This is a genomic window from Neomegalonema sp. (assembly GCF_028688855.1).
Lineage (GTDB): Bacteria > Pseudomonadota > Alphaproteobacteria > Rhodobacterales > Rhodobacteraceae > Neomegalonema.
On sequence record NZ_JAQTXI010000008.1, the window covers coordinates 1 to 15,312 of the forward strand.

13 protein-coding genes and 1 tRNA gene are annotated in these 15,312 nt (G+C 69.2%); 4 read left to right on the forward strand and 10 right to left on the reverse strand.

Translation table 11 applies throughout. The features are described 5' to 3' along the window. The first annotated feature begins 153 nt into the window (after positions 1–153). Both PHN62_RS07680 and PHN62_RS07685 read left to right on the forward strand, forming a co-directional pair. Positions 154–348: a hypothetical protein gene (locus PHN62_RS07680; protein WP_300148605.1), complete on the forward strand. Its 195-nt coding sequence runs from the start codon at positions 154–156 to the stop codon at positions 346–348. Then, positions 345–1,400 carry a tyrosine-type recombinase/integrase gene (locus PHN62_RS07685; protein ID WP_300148609.1) on the forward strand — a complete coding sequence of 352 codons (1,056 nt, stop codon included), beginning with the start codon at positions 345–347 and terminating at the stop codon, positions 1,398–1,400. Before PHN62_RS07680 ends, PHN62_RS07685 begins: the two co-directional genes overlap by 4 nt. A gap of 61 nt (positions 1,401–1,461) precedes the next feature. Here PHN62_RS07685 and PHN62_RS07690 read toward each other — a convergent pair. From PHN62_RS07690 to fhuF, 9 genes are all read right to left on the reverse strand, one after another. Further along, positions 1,462–1,537 (reverse strand) — tRNA-Ile (locus PHN62_RS07690). Between the two features lie 65 nt (positions 1,538–1,602). After that, positions 1,603–2,382 carry an ABC transporter ATP-binding protein gene (locus tag PHN62_RS07695; protein ID WP_300148613.1) on the reverse strand — a complete coding sequence of 260 codons (780 nt, stop codon included), beginning with the start codon at positions 2,380–2,382 and terminating at the stop codon, positions 1,603–1,605. Further along, complete coding sequence (locus PHN62_RS07700; protein WP_300148615.1) at positions 2,379–3,350, reverse strand: iron chelate uptake ABC transporter family permease subunit; 972 nt, start codon at positions 3,348–3,350, stop codon at positions 2,379–2,381. The genes PHN62_RS07695 and PHN62_RS07700 overlap by 4 nt, the downstream gene beginning before the upstream one ends. Further along, on the reverse strand, positions 3,347–4,333 hold the full coding sequence (locus PHN62_RS07705; protein ID WP_300148618.1) for an iron ABC transporter permease: 987 nt from the start codon (positions 4,331–4,333) through the stop codon (positions 3,347–3,349). The genes PHN62_RS07700 and PHN62_RS07705 overlap by 4 nt, the downstream gene beginning before the upstream one ends. Beyond that, positions 4,330–5,310 carry an ABC transporter substrate-binding protein gene (locus PHN62_RS07710; protein ID WP_300148621.1) on the reverse strand — a complete coding sequence of 327 codons (981 nt, stop codon included), beginning with the start codon at positions 5,308–5,310 and terminating at the stop codon, positions 4,330–4,332. The genes PHN62_RS07705 and PHN62_RS07710 overlap by 4 nt, the downstream gene beginning before the upstream one ends. After that, positions 5,307–7,010 carry an ABC transporter ATP-binding protein gene (locus PHN62_RS07715; protein ID WP_300148624.1) on the reverse strand — a complete coding sequence of 568 codons (1,704 nt, stop codon included), beginning with the start codon at positions 7,008–7,010 and terminating at the stop codon, positions 5,307–5,309. Before PHN62_RS07715 ends, PHN62_RS07710 begins: the two co-directional genes overlap by 4 nt. A 160-nt stretch (positions 7,011–7,170) precedes the next feature. Next, a complete protein-coding gene (locus tag PHN62_RS07720; protein WP_300148627.1) occupies positions 7,171–9,312 on the reverse strand; it encodes a TonB-dependent siderophore receptor in 2,142 nt (713 codons plus the stop codon). 124 nt (positions 9,313–9,436) lie between these two features. Then, a complete protein-coding gene (locus tag PHN62_RS07725; protein ID WP_300148629.1) occupies positions 9,437–10,321 on the reverse strand; it encodes an AraC family transcriptional regulator in 885 nt (294 codons plus the stop codon). Continuing rightward, positions 10,318–11,058, reverse strand: coding sequence for a siderophore-iron reductase FhuF (fhuF, locus tag PHN62_RS07730; RefSeq protein ID WP_300148632.1), 741 nt, complete (start codon positions 11,056–11,058; stop codon positions 10,318–10,320). The genes PHN62_RS07725 and fhuF overlap by 4 nt, the downstream gene beginning before the upstream one ends. Positions 11,059–11,260: 202 nt before the next feature. Between fhuF and mobA the strand changes: the two genes are divergently transcribed. Together mobA and glp are read left to right on the forward strand one after the other, a co-directional pair. Next, complete coding sequence (gene mobA, locus PHN62_RS07735; RefSeq protein WP_300148635.1) at positions 11,261–11,887, forward strand: molybdenum cofactor guanylyltransferase MobA; 627 nt, start codon at positions 11,261–11,263, stop codon at positions 11,885–11,887. Positions 11,888–11,899: 12 nt separating this feature from the next. Next, on the forward strand, positions 11,900–13,633 hold the full coding sequence (gene glp, locus PHN62_RS07740) for a gephyrin-like molybdotransferase Glp (RefSeq protein ID WP_300148637.1): 1,734 nt from the start codon (positions 11,900–11,902) through the stop codon (positions 13,631–13,633). On the opposite strand, the gene hutU is transcribed toward glp, so the two are convergent. Next, positions 13,630–15,309: a urocanate hydratase gene (gene hutU, locus PHN62_RS07745; RefSeq protein WP_300148640.1), complete on the reverse strand. Its 1,680-nt coding sequence runs from the start codon at positions 15,307–15,309 to the stop codon at positions 13,630–13,632. The two genes, glp and hutU, sit on opposite strands and share 4 nt — an antisense overlap. Positions 15,310–15,312 lie beyond the last annotated feature (3 nt).

Consider the following 15,312-nt stretch of genomic DNA (forward strand, 5'->3'; position numbering starts at 1 on the left):
GCTCGACGGCGCCCGCAGCGGCTCGCCCGGCTCCGGCCAGGACGCGGGGGGCTTCGACGCTCCCCTGTCCGCCGCGCCGCCCGCCGCTTCAGGCCCCGCCTTCGGCGACGACGAGATTCCTTTCTAGCCCTGCCGTTTTGAAAGGAGGCCTCCATGAGCCGCCGCGCGAGTCCCTGCACGCAAACCGACATCACCCGCTTGATCAAAGGCGCTCTGGCGGCCGGCGTCAGGTTGGAGCAAATCGCTGGCGTGAAGCTCACACGAGACGGCGCGACGCTTTTTCTTGGAGAGCAGACGATTCAGGCCGAAACTCCCGGAAACGAATGGGATGAGGTTCTGAAGAAATGACCCGCAGGCGGCTCCCGAAATACGTCTCCGAATTCGCGGATCGGCACGGCAAGATCCGGGTGCGGTTCCGCCGCGCAGGGCAGGCCGCCCATTACTTCCAGACCGTGCCCTGGACGCCGGAGTTCATGCAGGAATATCGAGCCTGCCTTGATCGGAAGGCGGCGCCGCTCCTCGAGGCGGGCGCCAACCGGACGAAACCGGGATCCGTCAACGCCTTGGTGGTCTCCTATTACGGCTCGCCGGAATTCAAGGGCCTGCGGAAAAGCACCAGGACGACATACCGGAGCATCATCGAGCGGTTCCGCGCCAAACATGGCGACAAGCGGGTCGCCGCCATCGAGCGCAAGCACGTCAAGGCCATTCTGGGCGACATGCACGAGACTCCGGCCGCCGCGAACAATCTGCTTGATCGGCTCAAGGCTCTGATGAACCTCGCGCTGGACTTGGGGATGCGCAAGGACGACCCGACCATGAGGATGCGCGGGTACAAACTCGCGGGAGAAGGCTTCCACACATGGAACGAAGAGGAGATCGAAGCCTTTGAAAAACGGCATCCGATCGGGGGCAAGGCGCGGCTCGCCTTGGCCTTGATGCTCTACACCGGCCAGCGTCGGTCCGACGCCGTGGCGATGGGGTGGCAGCATGTCAGCGGCAAGCGGATCAAGGTGCGTCAGCAAAAGACCGACACGCGCCTGGAGATCCCCATGCACCCGACCCTGCAAACGGTCATGGACGCCACGCCGCGCGACAATCTGGCCTTCCTCATGACCGCCTACGGCAAGCCTTTCACCTCGGCGGGCTTCGGCAACTGGTTCCGCGACCGCTGCGACGAGGCCGGATTGCCGCAATGCTCGGCTCATGGCTTGAGGAAGGCCGCCGCCCGGAGGCTCGCGGAAGCCGGATGCAGCAATCAGCAGATCAAGGCGATCACCGGGCACAAGACGGATCAGGAAGTCGCCCGCTACACCGCCGCCGCCGATCAGAAGCGCCTCGCCGATCAGGCCATGGCGGCGACCTACGGGATGGAGAAAGAACGGAATTTGTCTAACTGACAGGAAAAGTTAGACAGATTCCCCGCCAACCTGTTGAATGAAAAGGCATGTCTTCGGGGGGTGGTGGGTCCGGAGGGATTCGAACCCCCAGCCAAGCCGTTATGAGCGGCCTGCTCTGACCGTTGAGCTACGGACCCATGGCCTGCGGATAGCCGAGAGACGCAGGCGCGTCAATCTCGGAGGTTGCGTCCGCGCGGCGCCCTCAGGCCTCTTCGGGGACCACCATCGGCGTCCCGGAGACGGGATCGGGCAGAATCCGCGCCTTCAGGCCGAAGGCCTCCGCGACATGCGCCGGAGTCAGGACCTCCTCCGGCGCCCCCTGCGCCACGAGACTCCCCGGCGCCAGCAACACCAGATGATCCGCATGACGCGCCGCCAGGTTCAGGTCGTGCAGCACCGCGACCAGACTGCGCCCCGCCTCCCGCCGCAGACGCGCCAGAAGCCGCAGGATCTCGATCTGATGCGGCAGGTCGAGCCAGGTCGTCGGCTCGTCGAGGAGGAGATGCTCCGTCTCCTGCGCCAGAGCCAGAGCGATCCAGACTCTCTGGCGCTGGCCGCCGGACAGCTCCGAGAGCGGGCGCCCGGCGAATTCCGCGACGCCCGTCGCGCGCATGGCCTCGGCGCGGGCGGCTTCGTCGGCGGGGCTCCAGCTGGATAGGAGCCCTCGCCAGGGCGCCCGGCCGCGCGCCACCAGATCCGCCACCGTGATCCCCTCCGGCGCGAGGGGCGCCTGAGGCAGCAGGCCCAGCCGCCGCGCCAGAGCCTTCGGCGCGAAGCTTTGGAGATCTTCGCCGTCGAGCGTCACGCGCCCGGATTCGGGCGGGATCAGCCGCGCCAGCCCACGCAAGAGCGTCGATTTTCCGCAGCCGTTCGGCCCGAGGATCGCCGTGAAGCGCCCCGGCGGAAGGCTCAAGCTGAGATCCGAAATCACCCGCCTTCCGCGATAACCGAGGCTCAGGCCCTCGACGGATAAACCTGTCACAGCCGCCCCTCCTTCATCTCGCGGGAGATGCGCCAGAGCAGCCAGGGCCCTCCCAGAAGCCCGGTCAGGGCGCCGACGGGAAGCTGGACTCCGCCGATCCCCAGACGCGCGACCAGATCCGCCAGAACCGCGACCATCGCCCCCGCCAGAGCCGCTCCCCCAAGCCGCGCGCCCGTCCTCGCCGCGCCGAGGAAGGCTCCGGCCAGAGGCGCCGCCATCAGCGCCACGAAAGGCAGAGGCCCGGCGGCTGCGGCTCCGGCGGCGGCGGCCAGAACGCCCGTCAGAGCCAGAGCCGCGCGCGCGGACTCCACCCGCGCCCCGAGGCTCGCAGCCAGATCCTCGCCCAGCTCCAGAAGCTCGAGGGAACGCGTCAGAAGCGCCGTCATGAACGCCAGAGCCGCCAGCGAACCCCCGATCTGCGCCGCATGGCCCCAGTCGCGCCCGGCCAGAGAACCCGCCAGCCATCTTTGCGCGTCGGCGGCTTCGGTGAGGCTCATGCGGCTGATCGCCATGGCGCACAGCGCGCTCAGAGCCGCCGCCGCGCCTATGCCGACCAGCACCATGCGCAAGGGCTCGATGCGGCCTCCGCGCCGCGCCAGAAGCCCCACGGCGAGAGCCGTCGCCAGCCCTCCGAGCGCCGCGCCGAAGCTCACGCCGAGGCTCGCCGCGCCGCCCGCGCCCAGAGTCAGGATCGCTCCGAGCGCCGCCCCCGAGGTGAAGCCCATCACGTCGGGCGAGGCCAGAGGATTGCGGAGCAGAATCTGAAAGATCGCGCCCGAAAGCCCGAGCGCCGCTCCGGCTCCTGCGGCGGTCAGCGCGCGCGGCAGGCGCAATTCAAAAAGGATCAGCGAGGCCGCCCGGCTCTCGCCCCGCAGCGCCGCCAGCCAGTCGGAAAGCCCGAGCGGAACCTCGCCGAAAGCGATCCCCGCAAGCAGGCTCAAGGCCAGAAGAAGCGCAAGGCGGCTCATGAGGAGGCCCCCAGAGAAGCCCGCCGCGCCACGAGGATGAAGGCCAGTCCGCCGATCAGCGCCGTCATGGTCCCCGCCCGCACCTCGCCCGGCGGCAGGACCACCCGCCCCGCCACATCGCAGAGGATCAGGACCAGAGCCCCGATCAGCCCTGAAGCGAGGAACATGGGCCGCGTCGTCGGCCCGGCGAGCAGCCGCGCCAGATGGGGCGCCATCAGCCCCACGAAGATCAGCGGTCCCGCGACCACCGCCGCCGCGCCCGCCAGAACCGAGATCAGCGCCAGAGCCCCCAGCCGCACCGCGCCGAGCCTCAGCCCGAGGCTGCGGGCGGCTTCGTCGCCCAGAGCCATGACGTCGAAGGCCGGAGCCATGAGCAGCGCCCCGATCAGCCCCGCCCCGATCAGCCCCGCCATGAGCAGGAGCGGCCGCGCCGAGGCGTCGGCCAGAGTGCCGATGGTCCAGAACCGGAATTCGTCGAGGGCCGACAGGCTGGTCAGCACGAGGGCCGTCACCGCCGAGAGCAGGAAGGCGTTCAGCGCCATCCCCGCCAGAGCTAGGCGCGCCGGACCAAGGCCGCCCGCCCTGCCTCCCCCGAGCAGCAGCACCGCCAGAGCCGCCGCTCCTGCGCCGGGAAAGGCCAGCAGAGCGGGCGAGGCGCTCCAGCCGAGGCTCGCGCCGAGCACCACCGCCAGACCTGCTCCGGCGTTGACGCCCATCAGCCCCGGCTCCGCGAGAGGATTGCGCGTCACGGCCTGCATCAGGGCGCCCGCCACCCCGAGCGCCGCCCCCGCCGCCAGACCCGCCGCCAGACGCGGGAGCCGCATCTCCCGGACGACCACATGGACCGGATTCCCTGGCTCGGGCGCGACGAGCGCCGCCCAGACCTCCGCCAGAGACGTCGGGCGCGCGGCGATGGTCAGAGCCGCCAGACAGGCCGCCGCCAGAGCCAGAACCAGAGCCGCCCGGAGCCTCCCCCCCTTCATGGCGCGATCCCCGCCGCGACCGCCGAAGGAACTTTCGTCGCCGGATCTCCGTCCACGGCGGCCTCGATTTCGGCGGGCAGGCGCTCCAGCACGAAGGGCAACGACAACGGCGTGGCGTGGCCCAGAGCCCCCGCCATGATCTCGTCGGCCCAGATCTCGCGGCCTTCCCGCGCGGCGCGCATCCCCGGACGCAGCTTCAGCGCCGCAAGCGCCTCGCCGCCCGGAGTCCCCCCCACCCAGAGCAGAAGATCCGCATCAAGCGGCGCCAGATCCTCGGCCGAGAGCGGCAGAAAGAAGCCCTCTCCGCGATGAGCTTCGAGGGCGGGCGGCGTCTGGAAACCCATAGAGGTCAGAAGATCCGCCCGCGCGTCTCCGGGCAGGAAGACGGCGGGCTCGCCGCCGAAGATGGAGGCCGCAACGGCGGTCATCCCGGACCATTCCGGATGCGCCGCGCGGATCTCCTGCATGCGGGCGTGGATGTCGTCGGTCAGCTCCCGCGCTCTGGCCTCGCGCCCGACGGCCCGGCCGATGGTCGCGAGCTGAACCTCCCAGGGGGTGTTAAAATCGCCGTATTCCGCCTCCGAGGCGACGACCGGCGCGATGCGCGAGAGCATGCGATGATCCTGCGCGCCGATCCCCGAGGAGACCGCGAGGATCAGATCCGGCTCCAGAAGGGCGATGCGCTCGAAGGAGAGTTCGCCGCGCAGGACCACGGGCCGGGCCTCTCCGAGCAGCGGCGCGGCCCAGGGCCAGACTCCCGAGGCGTAAGGCCCATACCAGTAGCGCAGCGCGACCGGAACCACGCCCAGCGCCAGAAGATGGTCATGCCCGACATAGCCCAGCGAGACCACCCGCTCGGGCGGAGCCTCAAGGATGGTCTCGCCGTAGAGATGGGCGAAGCGCCGAGGAAAATCCTGCGCCCCGGCAGGGCCGGGCGAAGCGCCGAAGGCCAGCAGGAGCGCCAGGAGTCTTCTCATGCGGCGTTCAGCCTCGCGTAACGTCCGCCGCTGGCCGAGAGCGTGGCGTGGTCGCCCGTCTCGACGATGCGGCCTTCCTCCATGACGACGATGCGGTCGGCGTCGCGGATGGTGGCCAGTCGATGGGCGATCACCAGAGTCGTGCGGCCCTCGGCCAGAAGCTCGAGGGCGGCCTGAATCTCGCGCTCGGTTTCGGTGTCGAGCGCGGAGGTGGCTTCGTCGAGGATCAGGATGGGCGGGTTCTTGAGGAACACCCGCGCGATGGCCACGCGCTGCTTCTGGCCGCCCGAGAGGGTCACGCCGCGCTCGCCGACGATGGTGTCCAGACCCTCGGGCAGACGCTCGATCATCGAGGTCAGTTGCGCGTGGTCGGCGGCTGCGCGGATCTCGGCCTCGGTCGCGTCGAGGCGGCCATAGGCGATGTTCTCGCGGAGAGTCCCGCCGAAGAGGAAGACGTCCTGCGAAACCACCCCGATCTGACGGCGCAGGCTCTCCAGCGTGAAGCTCCGCAGGTCCTGGCCGTCCGCGAGGATGCGTCCGGAGGTCGGATCGTAAAAGCGCGGCAGCAGCGCCAGAAGCGTCGTCTTGCCCGCCCCCGAAGGCCCCACGAAAGCCAGAGTCTCGCCGGGGCGCACCTCGAAGGAGACGCCTTTCAGCACGGGGCGTTCCGGGTCATAGCCGAAGCCGATCTCCTCGAAGCGCAACGCGCCGCTGAGGGCGGGCGCAGGGCGGGCGTCGGGGGCGTCGGCGATGTCCGGCGTGATCTCCAGAAGCTCCAGATAGCGGCGGAAGCCCGCGATGCCCTTGGGATAGGTCTCCAGCACGGCGGCGATCTTCTCCAGCGGGCGGAAGAACACGCCCGAGAGCAGCAGGAAGCCCACGAAGCCCCCCGCCGTCAGGTCGCCCTTGAGCACATAGCCCGCGCCCGCCACCATGATCAGCACCTGAACGCCGCGCATCCCGATGTAGTTCAGCGCCTGGGAGGCCGCCATGATGCGATAGGCGTCGAGCTTGGTCTGACGATAGAGCGCATTGTCCTGAGCGAAGCGGGCGCGCTCATGATCTTCATTGGCGAAGGCCTGCACGACGCGGATGCCGCCCACGTTCTCCTCAAGCCGGACGTTGAAATTCGCCACCCGGCCATAGATCGCGCGCCATGTGGCGGTCATGCGCCCGCCGTAGAAGCTGACCACGCCCACCGCCACAGGCACGATCAGCGCCGTCAGGATGGCCAGAGGCGGATGAATCCAGAGCATCAGGCCGAAGGCGCCGATGAAGGTCATGACGGCGATGAAGAGGTCTTCGGGGCCGTGATGGGCCACCTCGCCGATCTCTTCGAGGTCGCGGGTCACGCGCGAGACCAGATGTCCCGTGCGCTGGCGGTCGAAATAGCTCCAGGAGAGCTTCTGCACATGGTCGAAGGCGCGGCGGCGCATCTCGGTCTCGATGTTGATGCCGAGCATGTGCCCCCAATAGGTCACGACGGCCATCAGCCCCGTATTGACCAGATAGACCGCCATGAGCCCCGCCGCCGCCAGAAGCGTCAGCGTCCAGTCGCCGCGCGGGAGCAGCACGTCGATGAAGCCCTTCACCGCCAGAGGAAAGGCCAGCTCCAGCAATCCGGAGAACACCGCGCAGCTGAAATCCAGCCAGAACAGCGCCTTCCACGGCTGATAATAGGCGAAGAACCGTTTCAGCATCTCATCTCCCCCGAAGCCCTCGAAGGGCCCCGTCCTGCGGACGGAGCCCTGTTCCGCGCGGGCTTCGCGCTCCCGGAGGCCAAGGTCAAGAGGCCTTCTGCCTGGCGTGATCGCGTTCTCGCGAGGCGAAGCCGTTCCGGCTTCGCTGCTGACGCTCCGTTCAGAAGCTCTTGCGCAGGCTGAGGCTGGCCGTGCGCCCGGCGCCGTAATAGCACCAGTAGGCGCTCTGGCAGCTGGCGACGTAATCCTCGTCGGCGACGTTCTCCACCGCGAGATTGGCCTCCCATTCGTCGCCGAAGCGGTAGGCGACCCCGAGATCCAGCAGCGTGCGGCCCTTGACCTTCAGGGTGTTCTCGTTGTCGGCCCAGCTGTCGCCGACCCAGCGCACGGCGCCGGTCAGGGTCAGGTCGGGCATGGGCTCGGGCGTCCAGCTGATCTGGAGCGAGGCGGTCTTCTCGGGGATGGAGTAGGGCGTCTTGCCGATCAGGGCCTTGTTCACGTCGTCGCTGATCTCGACGTCCATCAGCGTGACCGCGCCGCGCAGCGCCAGGCCATGGCCGAGCTTCCCCTGCGCCTCCAGCTCGATCCCGCGCGAACGGACTTCGCCCAGCTGGTTATAGACTCCGACCGTCACCGACTGGGTGATGTCCTCGCGCTTGAGGTCGTAGGCCGAGAGGGTCACGAGGAGATCGTCGTTGGGCGCCCATTTCAGGCCGCCTTCAAACTGGCGTCCGGTTTCGGGCGGGAATTCGGTGCCCGTGGCGTCGGCCTTGACCTCGGGATTGAAATAGGTCGAGGCCGAGGCGTAGGCGGTCAGGCCGCCGGGAAGCTCCTTGGCCAGACCGAGCCGCCAGCTGAATTCGCCGTCCGTGCGGTCATAGCCCGGCGCCGGGCCGCCCCAGGCGGCGTAGTTGGTTCCGACGTCGGTCTTGACCCGGTCGTAGCGCAGATTGCCTGTGCCGATCCAGCCGTCGCCGAAGCGGATCTGATCCTGAAGATAAAGCCCGACCTGAGTCTGCGACATCTTCTGGTCGATGTAGGGCGAAGCGGCGGGCTGAGCCGCGCCATAAACCGGGTTCACGAAGGTCAGCGGCGTGCCGGAGGCGCTGGACTGCACCTGATCCATGGCGAAATACTTGGCGTCGAGGCCGACCATCAGCCGGTGGTTCGTCCCGGCGAAATCGAGTTCGCGCTCCAGCCGGGCGTCGTTGAGCAGCGTCTTCGCCTCGGTGGAATGGTCGAAGACGAGGCGCGACATGGTCCCGGCGGCGTCCTGAGGCGTGGTCGAGAAGCCCGAATAGCCATAGGCGTAGACGCTGTCCTCCTCCACCTTCGACCAGGCGGCGCGGGCGGTGTTGGTGAGCTCCCAGTCGCCGATGGGGCGCTTCCAGACCAGACGCCCCGCGATCTGGTCGCGTTCATAGCGGTCATGGCCGGGCTCGCCGGTGTTGAACTCGCGGGGGATGAAGCCGAAAGGCGCCGCCACGACGGTTCCCTCATAGGGCAGCCAGGCCGAACCCGCATGGGTCTCGTCGATCTTCATCGCGTCGAGGCCCAGCGTCAGCGAGCCGCCTTCGCCCAGATCGCGCCGGATCGAGCCCGAGGCCACGCCATGGAACCCCGGATCGAAGGCGCCGTTGCCGTCGACCCGCTCCAGCTTGCCGAGCAGGCGGTATTCGGTGGTGTCCGAGAGGCGGCCCTGATGGTCGCCCGAGATCCAGGCCCGGCCCTGTTCGTCCGCGCCGATCTCCAGTTCGGTTCCCGGCTCTCCGGTGGGGGTCTTGCTGGCGTAGTTCACGAGGCCGCCCGGATTGGAGCCGCCGTAAAGCGCCGAAGAGGGGCCCTTCAGCACCTCGATCCGCTCGACCATGAAGGGATCGACGTAGAAGCCGCCGAAGCCATAGGCGAAATTCGGCAGGCCGTCCTGATAGGAGCCCGTGGCGGTGGCCGCGAAGCCGCGGATGAAGATCCAGTTAGTGTCGCTGTCGTAGCCGTAGGGCTGGCCGAGCACGCCCGCGCTGAAGGCCAGGGCTCCGTCGAGCTTGTTGACGTTGGCCCTCTTCAGATCCTGCGCGGAGATCACGCTGACCGACTGCGGGATCTCGGTGACCAGGGCGGCGGTCTTGGAGCCGGTGAGCGTCTCGGGATCGGCGCTGCGGACGGGGCCGACGGGATCGGCGCGGCCCTCCAGCAGGATCTCGTCGAGCCGGAGCGTCGCCGCTTCCTGCGCGAAGACGGGCGCGGTCAGGAGAGCCTGACAGGTCAGCAGGGCGGTGGTCATGGAAAGGCGGTGGCGGGTCATCGGCGGGTCCTGATGCGGAGCGTCGCGGCGAACGGATTTCGGGCGGTCCGCGCCATCCTTTCGCCTGGGGCGGCGAAAATCTTGACGGATTCTGTCGTGAATTGTCGGATCCTGCGGAAAAGACTCAGGCGCGGGTTTCGTCGCGGCGCCAGGCGCCGGGAGTCCGTCCGGTCTGGGCGCGGAAGGCCCGCGTCAGATGGGCCTGATCGGCGAATCCCGTCAGGGCCGCCGCCTCCGCGAGGCTGAGGGCGGGATCGCGCAGAGCCTCCTGCGCCCGCTCGACGCGCAGACGGATCCGCCATTGCAGGGGCGTTTCGCCGGTGGCCTGCTTGAAGGCGTGGGCGAACCAGCTTTCGGAGAGTCCCGCGAGTTGCGCCAGTTCGGCGGTGGGCACGCGCCGGTGGAGGTTCTGCGCCATATGCGCCCTCAGCCGCCGCAACTGGGCCGCCGTCAGGCCGCCTTGCGTCGCGGGTTCGGCGGGCGAGGCCATCAGCGCCGCGAGAATCGCCTGGACGAGGCTTTCGGGGAAAAGGTCATGCTGGGCGGGCTGGGCGACCTCCGCCGCGAGCAGCCGCGCCAGAGCCTCGACGGGCGCGGATTCGTCCTGCATGGAGGGCCGCCGCACCGCCTCGGACGCCGCCGCCGCGCCAAGGCTCCGGGAGAGGCGTCGTTCGAGGGCGCGGGCGTCGAAATGGAGGTCCAGATGGCTGAAGCGGCAATCCTCCGCCAGACGCGACCAGAGCGGCATGCCCGCCGGAACGTAGATGATGCGCGCGTGAGGCCCCGCAGCGTCGAATCCGTCGGGGCGGTCGGCGAGGCGCATGCTCCTGCTCACGTCGTCGAAGAAGACCACGAGGCGCGGATCCGGAGAGAGATAATAGCCGCCGCCGCCCGCGCGGCCCTCGGCGTGCCAGAGATCGGCCACGATTCCGTCCAGAGCCCGCCATTTCAGCGGCAGACGGGCGCTCACGCCGTCGATGATGGCGGTCATGCGGGGGCGGAAGCTCATGCGGCCCTCCGGCGCTGGGCGGCGGTCTTGGGGCAGAGCGCGCCGCAATCGGCGACGCAATCCAGGCGATAGCGCAGACAACAGGTCTTGCGGCGGCGGGTCTCCGGAGCGGGCGCCTCGCCTGCGTAATGGATGGCGCCGGCGAGGGGGTTGCGGCCTCCGTCCGGCAGAAGGGGGCGTTCGAGGAAATCCTGCGCCTGCGCGACGGCGCCAGGAGCCGCGCGGCCTTCCGACTCCATCCAGCCCACGAGCCATTCGAGATAATGCGCGGCGTTGCCCCAGAGCACCCGCTCCGCCAGAGGCCCCGCCGCCGAGAGGGCCGCGACCGCCGGGCTCAGATGGTCTTCCAGCAGGCCGTCGAGCAGCCCCCGGCCCGGCCCGGCCCAGAGATCGGCCTCGACGCGGAAGGCGGCGGGCATGCCCTCGGGGTTGGGCGCGAAGGCGCAGCAGGCCAGAGGCGCCGAGACCGGGCGTCCCGTCAGCAGGGCGCAGGCCGCCACGGTCAGACAGAGGCTCCCGAAGTAATGTTGCGACCAGAAGGACAGCCGGGCGGCCCTCAGCTCTCCGGGCGCGAGGCAGGGGGCGAAGACGGACTCGAAGCGCGCGGGGTCCAGAAGATCCGCGCAGGGAAGAAGGATTCGCGCCCCGCCCGAGGAATCTCCGGACGCGGCGACCAGCGCGCCGATCCATGCGGGCTGGTCGGCCAGGATCCGGCGCATCTCCTCGGGGAAAGTCATCTGTCGCGCCGCCAAGGTCCGGGCTCCGCATCGAGAGGGAAATCCGCATGGGCTCTGGCTGACGGGCGCGCGGGCGCGCGCGCATGGCTGGGTCCCTCAATTCCTACAGAAAGATTCGGGATTTCGCAACTCCGCTCCGGCGGGTTGACCCGGGCCGCGAAGACGGGCTCTCTCGGCGCGCGGAGAAACAGGAGAAAAGATCATGCGCGAAGAAACCCTGGGCGTGATTCTCGCGGGAGGGCTGGCGCGCCGGATGGGCGGCGGCGACAAGGGACGCCTCGATCTCGGCGGACGGACGCTGATCGCCGAGATCGTCGCGCGGATGGATCCGCAATGCGCCGCGCTGATCCTCAACGCCAACGGCGCTCCCGAGCGCTTCGAGGATCTCGGGCTGAAGGTGGCGCCGGACGGGATTCCGGGTTTCCTCGGGCCTCTGGCGGGGATTCTCGCCGGAATGGACCAGGCCGCCGAACTGGGCCTTCCGTTGATCCTGACGGCGGCCTCCGACACGCCCTTTCTCCCGCGCGATCTGGGCGCGAGGCTCGCCGAGGCCGCCGCCCGCGAGGGCCTGCCCGTCGCTCTGGCCGCCACGCGCGTCGAGGGGCGGCTTGCGCCCCATCCGACCTTCGGGCTCTGGCCGGTCGCGCTGCGCGAGGATCTGCGGGCGGCTCTGGGGGCGGGCGTGACGCGGGTGCGTTCATGGGCGGAGGGCCATGGCGCGGCTCTGGCCGAATTTCCGACGGAGCCTTTAGATCCCTTCTTCAACCTCAACCATCCGGCCGATCTGGCGCAGGCGCGCCGCCTCTGGCAGAAGCTCCGTTCGGAGTGAAGGGAGGGCCGCATGCGGGTCCATGGCGTGACGGGGCGCAAGAATTCGGGCAAGACCGGGCTCATGGAGCGCCTTGTGGCCGAGATCGTCGGGCGGGGGTTCCGGGTCTCGACGGTGAAGCACGCCCATCACGTCACGGATGTCGATCAGCCGGGGCGCGACAGCCATCGGCATCGCATGGCGGGCGCCACGGAGGTTCTGCTCGCGACGCCGCTGCGCTGGGCCCTGATGCATGAGTTGCGCGGCGCTCCGGAGCCTGCTCCGGCGGAGGTCTTCGCCAGGTTCTCGCCGGTGGATCTGCTGCTCGTCGAGGGCTTCAAGCATGGCGATCATCCCAAGATCGAATGTCTGCGCCGCGAGACCGGAACCGAGCCTCTGGCGCGGGAGATCGCGGGCGTGCGGGCCTTCGCCTCGGATTACGGCGATCCGGGCCTGGGCCTTCCCGTCTTTCATCTCGACGACACGCAGGCCATCGCGGATTTCATCCTGAGGGAGGTCGGGCTCCTCCCCCGCCCGAGCCCCGGCGCCGGGAAGCCCTTCGAGCCGGACGCCTCCGTGGCCGAGGCTCTGGCGCGGATGCGGGCGGCGATCCGGCCCATCGCGGGCGAGGTCGAGATCCCGCTCGCGGAGGCTTCGGGACGGGTTCTCGCGCGCGCCATGGCGGCGCGGCGGAGCCATCCGCCCACCGACAACTCCGCCGTGGACGGCTACGGCTTCGCCTTCGACGCCGTGGACATGGCTAGGCCCATTCCTCTGGAGCCGGGACGCTCCGCCGCCGGAGCGCCCTTCGCGGGCGTCCTGCCGCCCGGAAGGGCCCTGCGCATCCTGACCGGAGCCCTTCCGCCCGAGGGGATGGACGCCGTGGTGCCGGAGGAATCGACGCGGATCGAGGAGGGGCGGCTGATCCTGGAGCGGCCTCCGGGGCGGCGCGGCGCGAACATCCGTCCGGCGGGCGAGGACATGAAGGAGGGGGCCGAGGCTCTGGCGGCGGGCGCGGTCCTGCGTCCGGGAGATCTGGCTCTTGCGGCGGCGGTGGGGCTGGGGCGTCTGCCGGTCAGGCCGAAGCTGCGCGTGGCGATCTTCTCCACCGGCGACGAACTGGCCGATCCGGGCGAGCTCGCCGAAGGCCGGACCTATGACGCCAATCGTCCGATGCTCCGCGCCTTGCTGGAGCGTCAGGGCTATGAGGTTCTCGACCTCGGCGTGATCCCCGACGCGCGCCCGACGATCCGCGCGGCTCTGGAGGAGGCTTCCGCCCGCGCCGATGCGGTTCTCACCACGGGCGGCGCCTCTCGGGGCGACGAGGACCATGTGTCGGCTCTGCTCCGCGAGGAGGGAGAGCTTCAGGTCTGGCGCGTGGCGATCAAGCCGGGGCGGCCTCTGGCTCTGGCGCATTGGCGGAGCGTTCCGGTCTTCGGTCTGCCGGGGAACCCCGTGGCGGCGATGATCTGCGCTTTGATCTTCGCGCTTCCGGGATTGGCTCTGCGAGCGGGCGCGGCCTGGCGCGAGCCCGAGGCTTATCAGGTCGTCGCGGATTTCGCCCGCCGCAAGCAATTCGGGCGGCGGGAATATCTGCGGGCGCGGATCAATGCTCAAGGCCGCGCCGAGGCCTTCCCTTCGGAAGGCTCGGGGCGGGTCTCGGGGCTGTCATGGGCCGGGGGGCTCGTGGAGCTGCCCGAAGACCTCCGCGAGATCCGCCCCGGCGACCTCGTGCGCTATCTGCCCTTTTCGGGCTTCGGGCTTTAGTCCTTCAGGATCGAAGGCAGGTTGAGCCCATGCTCGCGGGCGCAATCGAGGGCGATGTCGTAACCCGCGTCGGCGTGGCGCATGACGCCCGTGGCGGGGTCGTTCCAGAGCACCCGTCCGATGCGCTTCGCCGCCGCCTCCGAGCCGTCGCAGCAGATGACCACGCCGGAATGCTGCGAAAAGCCCATCCCCACGCCGCCGCCATGATGCAGGCTGACCCAGGTCGCGCCCGAAGCCGTGTTCAGCAGGGCGTTGAGCAGGGGCCAGTCGGAAACCGCGTCGGATCCGTCCTTCATGGCCTCCGTCTCGCGATTGGGCGAGGCCACCGAGCCTGAATCCAGATGGTCGCGGCCGATGACGATGGGCGCCTTGAGTTCGCCTCTGGCCACCATCTCGTTGAAGGCCAGCCCGAGCCGATGGCGCTGTCCCAGACCCACCCAGCAGATCCGCGCGGGCAGGCCCTGGAAGGCGATGCGCTCGCGGGCCATGTCGAGCCAATTATGCAAGTGCGGGTCGTCGGGGATCAATTCCTTGACCTTCTCGTCGGTCTTGCGGATGTCCTCGGGATCTCCCGAGAGGGCGCACCAGCGGAAGGGCCCGATCCCCCGGCAAAACAGCGGGCGGATATAGGCGGGCACGAAGCCGGGGAAGGCGAAGGCCTCTTCAAGGCCCTCCTCTTTAGCCACCTGCCGGATGTTGTTGCCGTAATCGAAAGTCGGCACGCCGAGCTTGTGAAAGGCGACCATGGCCTCGACCTGCTTGCGCATGGAGGGGCGCGAAGCGGCCTCCACGGCCTTGGGGTCGCTGGATTGTTTGGCGCGCCATTCGGCGACCGTCCAGCCGATGGGGAGATAGCCGTGGATCGGATCATGGGCGCTGGTCTGGTCGGTGACCATATCCGGCTTCACGCCCCGGCGGACAAGCTCAGGGTAGATCTCGGCGGCGTTGCCGATCAGCGCCACGGATTTCGCTTCGCCCGCCGCCGTCCAGCGCGCGATGATCTCCAGAGCTTCGTCGAGGCTATGGGTCTTCTCATCGACATAGCGGGTGCGGATGCGGAAATCGGCGCGGGTTTCGTCGCATTCCACCGCGAGGCAGCAGGCTCCGGCCATCACCGCCGCCAGAGGCTGAGCGCCGCCCATGCCGCCGAGGCCTCCGGTGAGAATCCAGCGGCCCTTGAGGTTCCCGCCGTAATGGCGGCGCCCGGCCTCCACGAAGGTCTCGTAGGTGCCCTGCACGATGCCCTGAGAGCCGATGTAGATCCAGGACCCGGCGGTCATCTGGCCGTACATCGCGAGGCCCTTGCGGTCGAGTTCGTTGAAATGATCCCAAGTCGCCCAATGGGGCACGAGGTTGGAGTTGGCGATCAGCACGCGCGGCGCGTCGGCGTGGGTGCGGAAGACGCCCACCGGCTTGCCCGATTGCACGAGCAGGGTCTCGTCCTCTTCGAGCTTCTGAAGCGTGGCGACGATGCGGTCGAAATCCTCCCAAGTGCGGGCGGCGCGGCCTATGCCGCCGTAAACGACCAGTTCATGCGGATTCTCGGCCACGTCGGGATGCAGGTTGTTCATCAGCATCCGCAGGGGGGCTTCGGTCATCCAGCTTTTCGCGGTGATTTCGGTCCCGGTGGGCGGGAAGACGTCGCGGCGGTTGAGGCGGGGATTGGGGGCGGTCATGGC

What these genes read in the sequence shown, in the direction of transcription:
- PHN62_RS07680 (WP_300148605.1), top strand. Translation starts at nt 154, where the DNA reads ATGAGCCGCCGCGCGAGTCCCTGCACGCAAACCGACATCACCCGCTTG.
- PHN62_RS07685 (WP_300148609.1), top strand. Translation starts at nt 345, where the DNA reads ATGACCCGCAGGCGGCTCCCGAAATACGTCTCCGAATTCGCGGATCGG.
- PHN62_RS07700 (WP_300148615.1), bottom strand. Translation starts at nt 3,350, where the DNA reads ATGAGCCGCCTTGCGCTTCTTCTGGCCTTGAGCCTGCTTGCGGGGATC.
- PHN62_RS07705 (WP_300148618.1), bottom strand. Translation starts at nt 4,333, where the DNA reads ATGAAGGGGGGGAGGCTCCGGGCGGCTCTGGTTCTGGCTCTGGCGGCG.
- PHN62_RS07710 (WP_300148621.1), bottom strand. Translation starts at nt 5,310, where the DNA reads ATGAGAAGACTCCTGGCGCTCCTGCTGGCCTTCGGCGCTTCGCCCGGC.
- PHN62_RS07715 (WP_300148624.1), bottom strand. Translation starts at nt 7,010, where the DNA reads ATGCTGAAACGGTTCTTCGCCTATTATCAGCCGTGGAAGGCGCTGTTC.
- PHN62_RS07720 (WP_300148627.1), bottom strand. Translation starts at nt 9,312, where the DNA reads ATGACCCGCCACCGCCTTTCCATGACCACCGCCCTGCTGACCTGTCAG.
- PHN62_RS07725 (WP_300148629.1), bottom strand. Translation starts at nt 10,321, where the DNA reads ATGAGCTTCCGCCCCCGCATGACCGCCATCATCGACGGCGTGAGCGCC.
- fhuF (WP_300148632.1), bottom strand. Translation starts at nt 11,058, where the DNA reads ATGACTTTCCCCGAGGAGATGCGCCGGATCCTGGCCGACCAGCCCGCA.
- mobA (WP_300148635.1), top strand. Translation starts at nt 11,261, where the DNA reads ATGCGCGAAGAAACCCTGGGCGTGATTCTCGCGGGAGGGCTGGCGCGC.
- glp (WP_300148637.1), top strand. Translation starts at nt 11,900, where the DNA reads ATGCGGGTCCATGGCGTGACGGGGCGCAAGAATTCGGGCAAGACCGGG.
- hutU (WP_300148640.1), bottom strand. Translation starts at nt 15,309, where the DNA reads ATGACCGCCCCCAATCCCCGCCTCAACCGCCGCGACGTCTTCCCGCCC.